This window comes from Prevotella sp. P5-50, assembly GCF_002251295.1.
In the GTDB taxonomy this organism is placed as follows: domain Bacteria; phylum Bacteroidota; class Bacteroidia; order Bacteroidales; family Bacteroidaceae; genus Prevotella.
In genome coordinates, this window is sequence record NZ_NPJA01000035.1 from 36431 (window position 1) to 49067 (window position 12637).

Here is a 12637-nt window from a genome sequence, read left to right on the forward strand (position 1 = left end):
GCGGTGCAAAGGTACTACATATTTTTGAGAACACCAAATATTTTGAAAAATTTTTCTGATTTTTTTCTGCATTATGCCCATTTTTTCTGCTTTTCCACCGCAAGCCCTACCCTCTTGAGCCATATATTGACGATTCTTGAGTTTTCCGCACATCCCTTAGACATTCTCCACCCCACACTTCGGACAGATACCTTTGCGATGCATCCTTGCGCCACAATTGCCACAAACATACCGATAATGCGAATACCGGAAATAGCGCCACAGGGCAAAGATGATATAGACAACAAGAAATAGGAAACCTATATAATATAAGGTAGTGATGCTGAAAAGAACATAATCGACTGCACATACTCCAGCAAGTCCGCATAAGTAAAGCAACCCTTCAGAAGGCTCCAAACGATGCACTACATCATCTATCGTCGCCACACCTACGATAAGGATGGCCCATACGGAGGCAATAAAGAGTGCAAGGAACCACGGTAGCGAGAACGGGTTGAGCGAAGGGTGATAATAGAAATGTCGCCACGATTCGGGACTGAACATCTGTATGGATGCATAGAGCGTTGCAGAAGAGGCGATGAGTATGCACAACAATGTAGGATAGAACGAATCAATATCGTTGAAATGAACTATACGCGCATTATGGCGCATCAAACGTCGAAGACCGTATGCCACTACGACAACAACCAATAATGCCAGGAATAGCAACAGGTGGGTATCTGAAAAGAAATCTATAAACTGGGAAATGGGGTCGTTGGGCGATACGCAAGGCAACATCTCGCTCTCACGAATCCATCCCTGTGTCATCTGGTCGCGCGCCACCTTCACCCAAACGGAATCTATCGTATCTGACGAGATGGTCTTGATGTCGGCCACAACAAGGGGATCGCCTTTCGACACATATAGCGTATCGAAAGCCTGAGATCCTGCCTCATCGGAAATGGGCATCTGGCTGGCCTTAACCACGAAGTTATAGTTCTGAGAATAATGATGGGTAGTAAAGAACGACAAGGAGTCTATCTGACGCTCGGTAAGGTCCCATGCGTCAGGCGAAACAGGTCCATGGTTGTAACAGGCAGACAACAACAGGACGATCACACACAACAGGCTATTTTTCACTTTCTCCATAGACATTCATCTGACAATGACGACAATCAAACTCTAAACGAAACCTACGACCATCAGACAAACGCAGAAACAAGGGTTCCCTCCAATGGGCCTTTGTCCCGCCATGTTTCACACAACCGCCAAGCGCATAGCGCAGACAATGGCGACATTGCATCAACAAGGAAGCCTTCTGTCGTGATGACTGGAGTTCGAATGCTTGTTCGGAAGGATGAAGCCCTTGTGAGATATAAAAGTCGCGTGCCTTTGCGTTGGAGATATTATACAGATAGTCATACGGATAAAGGGCCGACACAGACGCGGGAATGTGGGCCGGTAAAACTTTAGACTGACCATCCGCTTGAGGAGTGGACAACATGAGTTTTTCGACAAGACGCCTGCGCAGATCTGCGAGGAAACTGCTGGGGATGAAATAATTGAAATCATCGCCCATCTCCACCTGCTCGCAAAGATAGGGTGTTCCTCCGAGTTTCGAGAGTTGCCTGACGATATTGTCGCGTTGTGGTTTCTCTGAAGCCTGATGCTCACAGGCAATACCTACCGAAACCTCGCCAACCGAGAGATTAAAGCCCTGTTCGTCGGCTGCCAACCGCATGATGATGGGAATCTTGCGTTCTGCACTCGGACGAGAGAGTAGTTTTTCAAATTCCTGGTCGTTATTACGATAGAGTGCCATTCCTGGACGAAGATTCCGAGGCATCTTTTGAGGATAGAGTCTGTTGCCTTCCGCTCGGTTGACACGGAATCCTTCCAGTTCGCGGTCTCCCGTAATGAAACACAATCCGTCACCATTGGCAAATGCAGCAGTTCCTGCAACATTAAAGGAGTTGTTGCGTATCTCTTTCACATATCCCACATACTCGCCCATGGCCTTTGGTGTATCGGGAGAGAAGATGTCTGGTTGGCGTCCATTCAGGAAATAATGTGTAAAACCACGGTTAAAGGTCTTTTTCAGATTGGGTGTGAAGGTATAGCTGCACGTTCCCTTCGAAGCGCGGCAATAGCGATCAGGCTGATTGGCAACAATCTTATTGAGGCGAAGGTTATAGGCAGCCACGACATTTTTTACATAGGTGACATCCTTCAACCTTCCTTCTATCTTGAATGAGGTGGCTCCTGCTTCGACGAGTTGATCGAGCACATCCGCCTGATTGAGGTCTTTCAACGACAAGAGGTGGCGCTGGTGTTCGATTTCGCGTCCTTCTGCATCGACAAGGTCGAATTTCATACGACAGAACTGCGCACACGCTCCACGGTTGGCAGAACGTCCGAAACAGTATTGCGACGCATAGCAGATACCGCTATAGCTGACACACAAGGCTCCATGAACAAACACTTCGAGTTCGACATCTGGCACAGCCTCATGGATGCTTCTGATTTCCTCTACCGATAGTTCGCGTGCCAAGACCACCCGTTGAAATCCCAATTCTGCCAGCCATTTCACCTTATCTGCCGTACGATTGTCGGTCTGTGTTGAGGCATGAAGCGCTATAGGAGGCAACTGGAGTTTGAGCAGTCCCATATCTTGTACGAGAATGGCATCAACCCCCACCCCATGGAGTTCGCGGATAAGTGACAGCGTGTCGTCGAGTTCACCATCATAAATAATGGTATTGACCGTCACATAGACTTTTGCACCAAACAGATGGGCATAGTCGCACAACTGTCTGATGTCGTCCACACTATTTCCCACAGCAGCCCTTGCTCCGAAACGTGATGCTCCGATATATACGGCATCGGCCCCATGGTCAATAGCAGCAATACCGCAGGCAAGGTTCTTGGCAGGTGCCAGCAGTTCCAGTTTTCTCATCGTATAGTATTGATATCGAACGGTGTTGCTTGATATACGTAATAGTTGATCCAATTGTTATAAAACAGATTGGCGTGGGCCCTCCATGTGACAAGGGGCTCGTTGGATGGATTATTGTCTTTATAATAGTTCTTGGGCAAATCCACATCGTCACGTATGCCACAGTCTCGTCGATACTCCTTGTCAAGAGTATTGGGAGCATATTCCAGATGGCCGGTAATAAAGAACTCTCTACCCTCTCGCGCCATCACAATACTCACTCCGCTTTCCGGTGATTCGGCAATCAGACTCAGCTCATGCTGCTTTTCTATGTCTTCGCGATGAATCTCGGTATGTCGGCTATGCGGCATCTGAAACACATCGTCAAAGCCTCGGAAGATAGGGAGCTTGGACTGTAATGTATGTTGGGGGAATACGCCAAACATTTTCTTGGGCAACTGGTATTTCGGCACTCCGTAATGGTAGTACAATCCCGCCTGCGCAGCCCAGCAGATATATAATGTACTAGTCACGTGCGTACGTGCCCATGAGAATATTTCTGTCATTTCATCCCAATAGGTGACATCTTCAAAATCAAGAGTCTCGACGGGTGCACCGGTAATAATCATGCCATCATAACGCTCCTTGCGCATCTGCTGGAAATCTCGGTAGAACATCATCATGTGTTCGATTGGGGTGTTCTTTGGCGTGTGGCTTCTGAGTTTCATGAAGCTCACTTCCAACTGCAAGGGTGTATTTGAAAGCAGACGGATCAGGTCTGTCTCAGTAGTTATCTTCAATGGCATCAGATTGAGAATCACAATCTTCAACGGGCGGATATCCTGCATGTGGGCGCGTGAATCGTCCATCACAAAAATGTTTTCCTTTTTCAGCAACTCTATTGCCGGTAATTGATCTGGTAATTTTAAAGGCATGTTTCTTTCAGTTTACTTTTTCAACACAATCTTTTTCAATACAATCTTTTTTATATATCCTCAATGGCTCTCAGCAACAGCAACAACACAAGCCGACACGTTGTCGAAACCTCCGGCTGTGATAGCTGCCTCACACAAAGCGTTGGCATCCTTCCCTTCATTGAGTAATTTTTCTATATGTTCATCATCTACCATATCGCTGAGTCCGTCAGAACACAACAGGAAGGTACAACCAGCTTTTACATCATTGGTAAACTCGGTAAAGTCGAGAAACGAGGTGGTACATCCTGCTCCGATACAGTTGGTGATGACGTTGGAATGGCGTTTTACACCAGTCATTTCGTTCAGACTGTGGTCTGTCGTGATTTGCTTCAGTTTACCATCTGACAGCATATACAGACGACTGTCTCCGCAGTTCATCCAGAAATAGTTTCCTTCGTAATATAGTATTCCAACGAGTGTGGTACCCATTTCCTGAAGCGTGCGGTCTTCAACACCACGCGAAGAGATGATCTTATTGATGGAAACGAGCCACTCCACCATAGCTTCACACAAGGCACCTTCGCTCAGATGTGCAGGTAGGTCGTGGATGAAGAAATGTAGATTTCTTAGCGTCTCCTCGCTGGCAACTTCTCCGGCATTATGTCCGCCCATTCCGTCTGCCAAAGCCACAATAAAACGATCCTTGTTTTCTGTAAAGAACTGCAAGTCACAGGCCTCACTCCTTACATACTTGTTTTCCACCAGAATCATATCCTCATTATTGCTTCGAATACATCCGACACGACTCGATGCAGTTATCGTTATCTTACTCATATCTTATCTTATCATTATTTTATACTTACTTGTAAACTGACATTTGCTATGGTCAGAATATCTCCATTCTTAACAGACATCGGCACATCGGGCAACAGATCCCGTTGGTTCAGCTTCGTTCCGTTTGAAGAATGCTTGTCTATGACACACCATCCAGAATCTTGTTTGAAGAGCAGTTGGGCATGAACACCCGATACATACATGTTGTTGCTGAAGAATTTTGCGTATGGACCTTGTCGGCGTCCTATGACAGCCCCGTTCACTCCTACGATACGGATGGCTAAAGAAGAGTTGTATAACAACAGCATGGGCATTCCCTTGATTTGCGGGACATCGTTGGGAATTGTTTCCATATTGCCCCTCGTTGCCTGACCGATGCTTACCGACTGGCTGACAAACGACGTTGACAAGGAGGTCATATTATTGCGCTCTTCCCGCTTCTTCTGTAATTCATCGTAACTGATCATCAGACCGCCACAATGGGTACAGCGATGACCCAGTCCTACCCTACCACAACTGCTGCAATAGAGTAATGCCTGACCACATTGATCGCAGAAGCGCGAATCGTCGTCGATCTCTTCTTTACAATTAGGACATATTATCATAATTTCTTTTCTACGTAGATTCTTATTTTATTTGCAATTCCCCTCACGACCTACACGTCACAGATGTCTTCTGGCATAATGGTCTGATAGGTTTCTTTGGTCACCTCCTGCATACCGCTGACTCTGACGGAGAGTTGCTGGATGGTTGCATCGAGCAGGTTGCGCATTTCTCGTGCATTACCGAAATGCTGATCCTTCGATACCACTTTTCTGCAGATCAGGTCCATCAACTTAAATTCAGCTGCTGGCGACAAGGTGTAATTGTCTTTCTGTGCCATCTTCTTGAAAATGGCCAGCAACTCGTCTTCATTATAGTCGTCTATCTGCATCTTATGTGTGAAACGGCTGGCAAGACCTGGATTGGTCATCAGGAAATTTTCCATCTGATCCTTATAGCCTGCAGCAATAACCACAAACTTGCCACGGTCGTCTTCCATCCGTTTCATCAACGTATCGATGGCTTCCTTACCATACTGGTCGTTTTCTGCCGATAGCGTATAGGCTTCGTCGATAAACAGGATGCCGCCCATGGCTTTGTCACACATATTATTGACGATCTTGGGAGTCTCGCCCATGTATTTTCCTACCAACGTGGCACGACTCACTTCCACCACGTGACTTGTCGGGAGAATCTCCATGCTTTGCAACACTTCTCCCATCTTACGGGCGATAGTGGTCTTTCCCGTTCCGGGATTACCCATCAGGATGAAGTTCATAGACATCTGCTGCACTTTTCCTGCGCCCATGGCGGCACGTTGCTTCATGAACATGCTCTGTACTGCCAGACGACGGATCATGTTCTTGACCGAACGCATGCCCACAAACTCGTCCAGTTCTGACAATACTTCGTCCAATGGGCGTGCTTGCTCGTTACGTCCGTCTGCCAAATCGTCTTCCACGATTTTGAACATATCTTCCTGATTGAAATTCGGATCGCTCATCTGTTTCATCAGGCGCTGGCTTTGTTTCTCTACTGCCGAGTTGAAAAGGCGGCGTGCCTCTCGCGCATTACCGAAATTCTTATCCCGTCGCAGATACATCTGCTCAAACTGCCGGTGAATGGCGTTGGTGGTTGATGCATCGATGGTGAATTTCTTTGCCGTCGCCATATTGATGAAAATCTGCGTCAACTCATCTGGCGTATAATCGTCGAAATGGATGGTCTGGGTAAAACGACTCTTCAGTCCGGGGTTAGAACTGATGAAATCATGCATCTGGTCCGTATATCCGGCAACAATACAGATGAACTTTCCACGGTCATCCTCCAAACGCTTCAACAGGGTGTCTATGGCTTCACTACCGAATGTGTCGGCATCGCTGGTCTTGAGCGTATAGGCCTCGTCGATAAACAATACGCCTCCCAAGGCTGAATCGATCACCTGGTTGGTCTTAATAGCTGTCTGTCCGGAATAGCCCGCTACGAGTTTGCTGCGGTCGGCTTCTACAAGCTGACCTTTCGACAGGATTCCGAGTGTACGAAACACATCTGCCATGATGCGGGCAACGGTAGTCTTACCGGTTCCCGGATTTCCTGTAAACACATAGTGTTTTCCCTGGAATGTATCCGTCTCTCCACGGCGAATCTGCAGATTGAGAAACGAAACAAGATTGGAAATCTCCTGTTTTACCGCAGCAAGACCCACCATGCCATGGAGCTTCTCGAGACACTCGTCGTAGTTGACACTCTTGGGAGCCTGATAGGGAATATCCACCTGCTCTATCGTCATCAACTGCTGATTGTCGAGACTGTTGATGTCAAGGCGTTGCAGACGTTCTGCCTGACGGGTACAGATTTTGTCAAACAACTGACGCATCGTGCGGCCGTTGGCAAAATCCTTGTCGCGCGACTGATACATCTCCTTGATCATCTTGCGCGCCAATCCTTCTGCCGCCTCGCTAAATTCGTATTTCTTCTCCTTGGCAAACATGTTCATGATGTCGAAAAGTTGCTCTGGAGAGTAGTCTTCTATATTCAGGAAATAGCTGAATCGACTTCTGAAACCCACGTTGATACGGAACAGATTTTCCATCTCCGACCGATAACCTGCGGCAATAACAACAAATTTGCCGCGGTCGTCCTCCATTCGTTTCATCAGCTGTTCAAGGGCCTGCGCTCCTTGCGTGTCGCGCTCGCCCGTCTGACTGAGTGGCGCCAGCGTATAGGCTTCGTCCACGAAAAGGATGCCGCCCATGGCCTTATCACACAGGCGATCTACGATCTTCGGAGTCTCGCCCTGGTATGGACTCACCATCTTCGACCGGTCGGCTTCTACCACATGACCGCTGTCGAGATAACCTATCGACTCCAGTATCTCGCCCAGTTTCCGGGCGATGGTCGTCTTACCGGTTCCGGGATTACCCGTCAGCACGATATGTATGCCGGCTTTCTCTTGATCGCCGAGTCCCCGTTGTGCACGTTCCACACTATTCTTCACGCTATAGGCAATCTCGCGCACGGTCTTCTTGACTTCATCCATTCCGATGAAGCAGTCAAGGTCTTTGAGAATGTCATCCACAGAACGTTCTGCAGGAACATATCCTCTGATGTCACACTCCTCAACGGTATCGGCTTGGGCTCCTCTGCTGATGAAAGAGGTGAAGATATCTTCTGCGGTCTTCACGGCAAGATGTCCGTATCCGAAGGTCTCGTCCTTGATCTTCAGTTGATACTGGAAGAACCGTTGCAACTTATGTTCTGCAGCCTGGGTAAAGGAGGTTATGGCGTATTTCTTCCGTAACTCCAGTTTACAGATCTCACAGAGTTCTGCATAGCCTGGTGCAGGCAACCGGAAAGTATATTTGAAGCGGTTCTGCGCCGCAGGATTATTGCTCAGGAAATCGTCAAGTCCCTTGGGAAGTCCCGAAATGATCACGATAGGATTCTCGTTCCATTTGTCCATTTCCACAAACAACTTGTCGAGCGGGTTGACCTGATTGGAATAACGGTCTGGCAACAGTTTCTGTACGTTGTCAAAGAAGAGAATACCGTTGCGCGCCTTTTTCACATTATCGTCCCATTTATCCACGAAACGCTGGTAATCCACGGCGTCAACCATGGTCAACTTGGGTTTCTCGATAATCTTATGTTGATAGAAATAGTCGCGAATGACCTCGGCCAAGGCGGTCTTTCCCGTACCTGTCTCACCAATAATAATGGTATTGATGCTCAACCGGATATTGACAATATCCTTGCGCGATTGTAAATAGGTATAGGTATCTACTACGGTCTTCAACTGACGCTTCACCTCGTCAAGACCGACCATGCGGTCAAGCACGTGTTTTGTGGCAAGAGGTTGGCCGCACCACTTGCAGAATTTCGCTATCGAGCGATTTTCTTTATGACATTTCTCACAGACCATAATTATTCTACATCTCTTTGCAACTGATTGACAACTTTGGTAGGATTGAGCCGCCAGTTGTCCAAATCAGGATTCTTCACATTCAATAGCTTCGGGCTATAGACCAGCAGTTCCATGACCATGATGAGCACCATGACAGACCACAGCAGGTAGTGGGCTACCGACTCTCCGCTGATGGAACGTATCTGATTGGAGACATCGTCCAACAGTCCGAACTTAGAACCCTTAAACCGATAACTCTTCTGTCTGAAGGTGAAGTACAAGGGTTCCAGCAGGGAGGTCTTGATGTCGTCGTCCATCACCTCGTCTATCAGGTTTCCGTCATTACGTCTTTCCTTCCGGTAGTCGGTAAAATAGCAGATGGCCATATATACGGCTGTAATGACGATTACTACCGGGACAAACATAGCGGGGGCCGTTTTCTGCGTATGCCGCAGAATGGCCACAGGAATATAGGTAGAGAAGAGTCCCAGACTTCCCCATAATGCCGAGAGCACGAATCCGAAACCGTGGAAATAGGCTCTCATGGCTATGATAAGTGCCATGATTCCTCCCACAGGCAGTACGATGGTGAGTCCGGCATGTTCCAGCAAATACTCGCGTCCGCTGATGCCGCAGACCGCCAGCATCAGAACCCACAGTACGCATAGCGCATAAAAGACCATGCGCAACATGCGTTCCTTCATATTGGCGCGGATATAATCGCCATGCACGCGTTCAAATTTCTGCGCGGTTTGTGTTTTCGCCTCACAATACCTTTTATAATAGGTCTGCGTCTGGTCTATCTCTCCTAACGCCAGTATCCATTGTTCCAGACTCCGTTCGTAACTGTATGACTCGCGGAAGTCTTCTTTCGGATTCTCGTGGTAGAAGATCGACATCCATTGCTTCAACGCACCCCGTTGGAGTTCGCCAATGAGTACTGTACGTTTCCCATACTGCTGCATCGCCTTGACATCATGCAGTTCGATACCGTCCTCCAACATATAGGTTGGACAGACGCCGAGCATCATGCAGAAGCGATAGGCTGCCGTACGGAGGTCGTAAACTCCCAGGCGTTCGGTATTCTCATCGCTCGACATGTCGAAACATGAACGTGCCATATTGATTTGTTCCATCCATCCGTGCAACTGTGCGAAATAATGGAATCGGCCGTCGGGGTCTGAGTAATCGGCTATGGCTGCCGCAAAATCCTCATCATTACTATGCTGGGTATCGTGAAGCAAAGCGAGAAGACAGGCGCCAACGGCATCTGGAGTTTGTGCTTCGCGCAGGTCGAATGCCGCGTTGCGGTCGATATTATACAACACCTTATACCCCAGCGCCTTTGAAGGCTGCTGTCCTTCTGTCATGATGCGCAACGACTCACAGGCCATGCGATCTTCGTGTGCATACATCCACGACAGCAGGCGTCCGTCGCTCAGCGCCATCCATTCGTCGTCTGTACAGTCTTCATACCCGTAGGCTCTGACGATTTCCGAGATGTTGGATGATGGATATTTCGGAAGAAACGGTATTTCGCTATCTACCTCATAGGCCAACTGGAGTATCGCCTTACGCGAGTCTAAGTGGCTGTCTTCGCGGAAATAACTTCTGAGGCGTTCAATATTAGCTGTTGAATGGCTTTCAAGATACAGGAACAGGCTGTCATTTTCGTTCTTCAGGGCCAGCGCATATTCATCGGAGGCTGCAAGTACAGAGATGACCACACTGTGAAGGTTGTCACATAGCTTGCCTCGGAGGTCCCGATACGGATAGGTAGGCTCCATGGCGTAGATGGCCGACATCAGACCTGCTGTCTGATCGACAGGATAGCGATTGCTGACGATATCCTTCAACGTAGCGCTAAGTTTTACATTACCACATTGTTCCAACCAACTGGTAATGTGACCGTTATAGAGATAGTTGATGGCAAGTTTCTCGTTATCTACCAACAAGGGGATGAGTTCATGCACATTATCCGCCACAAGGTTGCGCTCTGGATCTACCACGAAACTGCGATATTTCAGAAGTGGCGATGAAATATCCACGGGGACATTCTCTCCCAGGAACCAGCGCTCCACATGATTGTAGTCCCATCTGCTCTTTGGGTTGACAGCCGTCAGACCCAGTACGATCATCTTGACGCGTTCTGGCAGTTCGTTGATTCTTGGCAGACGTCCTTCGTTTTTCTTGCGCATCATCACGCGCTCATTTTGGCTGAACGGACTCTCTCCGAGCCACAGGGTCATCAAGGCGATTCCCAGCGAGTAGCTATCTACCGAAGGCGTAATCTCCACCTCGCCGTCAATCACGTCGTTATACATCTCCGGTGCTGCATAGGCAGGGGTACGCGCTTGTGTGGTCTTATGCATATCTTCATCGTCACGTATCACACTTGAGATGCCGAAGTCGCCAAGCACCAATTGCGTGTGATTCTCATCGCGGAAGAAGAAATTACTAGGTTTGATGTCTTTGTGGATGATATTGTTGTTGTGGCAATATTCCAAGGCTGCTGCGGCTTGCAGGGCAATACGTCTGAACTGATTGAAGTTACCGTCAAGGTCGTATTCTCCAAGATTACCTCCTCGCAGATATTCCATCAGTTCGTAGTCTCGGTTTTTGCCGTCAACGTATGTCTTGCCGTAATCCTGCACTTTGACAACCATTTCCATGTCAAAGTTCTGAATGATGCGCATCAACGTCTTGTTGATGCTGAAGTTGGGGTAATAGAGTTTCAGCACCTTCTCCCCTTCTCCGTCTTTCACCAGAAACACCTGTGCTTCACCAGAATGGTCGCTCAGACATTTGATATTCTGATAACATTTGCCTTTGAGAATGAAATCTCCTGTCTTTTCTTCATCGTCATTGGCAATTCTATTGGTACGAATGGTTTGGTCATCCGCCATGGCAGATGCCTGTACACGAAACGTTGCCTGTTGGACCTGTTGTGTCTGTTCCGGATTTACGATGGTCTTGTCTGTCATTTCTTATCATCTTTTATGTCGGAACTGCTCTTTTTTCCCAATACCACCCATTTGCCTCCAAGCTGTGGCTTGGCACATCCGCATGGACTGCTGTGCATGGCGTGTTTATAGTTGCATACCCACGCGAGGCGTATGCCTTGTGGCTTGCAGGCCATAGTGTAGTTTCTGGCCATGATAGGCGACTCGGTAGGTCTGGTTGCAAGTTTTTCCAACGCTTCTGCCAGCGCCTCCATATTTTGCTGTTTCAACATCTCCAACTGTTTATCGGTCATGCGGTTGCGCGATGGAATCACGATGTCTTCCTCAGGCATCCCCGAGTCTTTCGCGAGAAGCGTCAACACGCGTTTTCTCAACTCATCGTTCTTTTTGTCGCGCAGACGGTCTTTCTCCGTACAGGCAGGCAGGATGCTTTCCAGAAGGTTGTACTCCTTGACGATCTCTTGCAGATGGATATAATCGGGCTCTTTCTGCAATCGCTTCACCATCTCCTTGGCTTCTGCCGTCAGCGGAGTGCCGCATTTCTTGCAGAAAGCAAAATCGTTCATCGTATGACAGGTCGGACAAACCAGTCCTCCTCTCGGACTTCCACATTCGGGACAGTAGGCTTCGTTGCCGTGGAGCGCATAGCCGCAGTACGAACAAACGTCTTTGCGCACATACCGATGGCAGGTCTCACAGAAATCTGCTCCTGGGTCCATTTCTGCCCCGCAATAGGGACACGTAAGTTTTCCTATGGGTTGTCCACATTGTGCACAAAAGATGGATTCTTCTTCATTTTCTGCGCCGCAATACGGACATACTTTGACTTTGGCACGCAAGGTTAGCATTTCCGCCTGCTGCAAAACCTGATCTTCTTGGAGTTCTTGGCTTGGCAACATTTCCTGCGGACGTACTGTGCGCTGGTTTTGGTTTCTAATTGTCTGGTTAGCTTCTATCATTACTACAAATGTTGTAATATTGTTGCAAAGATACTTATTTTTTTTGAAAATATACTAAAAAAACCGCTGTAAATTATCATCTACAGCGGTTTTTCTTATAATTT

At 47.9% G+C, this 12637-nt stretch carries 8 protein-coding genes; all 8 read right to left on the reverse strand.

Annotation, left to right across the window (positions count from 1 at the left end):
* Positions 1 to 156: 156 nt before the first annotated feature.
* The 8 genes from CIK88_RS08540 to CIK88_RS08575 are packed head-to-tail and all read right to left on the reverse strand — an operon-like array spanning position 157 to position 12533.
* Positions 157 to 1128, reverse strand: coding sequence for a zinc ribbon domain-containing protein (locus CIK88_RS08540; RefSeq protein WP_173815103.1), 972 nt, complete (start codon positions 1126 to 1128; stop codon positions 157 to 159).
* Positions 1109 to 2935: a U32 family peptidase gene (locus CIK88_RS08545; protein WP_094435862.1), complete on the reverse strand. Its 1827-nt coding sequence runs from the start codon at positions 2933 to 2935 to the stop codon at positions 1109 to 1111. The genes CIK88_RS08540 and CIK88_RS08545 overlap by 20 nt, the downstream gene beginning before the upstream one ends.
* Entirely contained in the window at positions 2932 to 3849 is a 918-nt protein-coding gene (metA, locus tag CIK88_RS08550; protein ID WP_094390491.1) for a homoserine O-succinyltransferase, read from the reverse strand. The genes CIK88_RS08545 and metA overlap by 4 nt, the downstream gene beginning before the upstream one ends.
* 60 nt (positions 3850 to 3909) lie before the next feature.
* The gene (locus CIK88_RS08555) at positions 3910 to 4665 is read right to left on the reverse strand and encodes a PP2C family serine/threonine-protein phosphatase (RefSeq protein ID WP_094435864.1); all 756 of its coding nucleotides are present in this window, start codon (positions 4663 to 4665) and stop codon (positions 3910 to 3912) included.
* A gap of 14 nt (positions 4666 to 4679) precedes the next feature.
* Entirely contained in the window at positions 4680 to 5270 is a 591-nt protein-coding gene (locus CIK88_RS08560) for an FHA domain-containing protein (RefSeq protein WP_094435866.1), read from the reverse strand.
* Positions 5271 to 5320: 50 nt separating this feature from the next.
* Positions 5321 to 8629: an AAA family ATPase gene (locus CIK88_RS08565; protein ID WP_094435868.1), complete on the reverse strand. Its 3309-nt coding sequence runs from the start codon at positions 8627 to 8629 to the stop codon at positions 5321 to 5323.
* A gap of 2 nt (positions 8630 to 8631) precedes the next feature.
* Positions 8632 to 11595, reverse strand: a complete 2964-nt coding sequence (locus tag CIK88_RS08570) for a protein kinase (RefSeq protein WP_094435870.1) — start codon at positions 11593 to 11595, stop codon at positions 8632 to 8634.
* The gene (locus tag CIK88_RS08575) at positions 11592 to 12533 is read right to left on the reverse strand and encodes a zinc ribbon domain-containing protein (RefSeq protein WP_094435872.1); all 942 of its coding nucleotides are present in this window, start codon (positions 12531 to 12533) and stop codon (positions 11592 to 11594) included. The genes CIK88_RS08570 and CIK88_RS08575 overlap by 4 nt, the downstream gene beginning before the upstream one ends.
* Between the last annotated feature and the right edge of the window lie 104 nt (positions 12534 to 12637).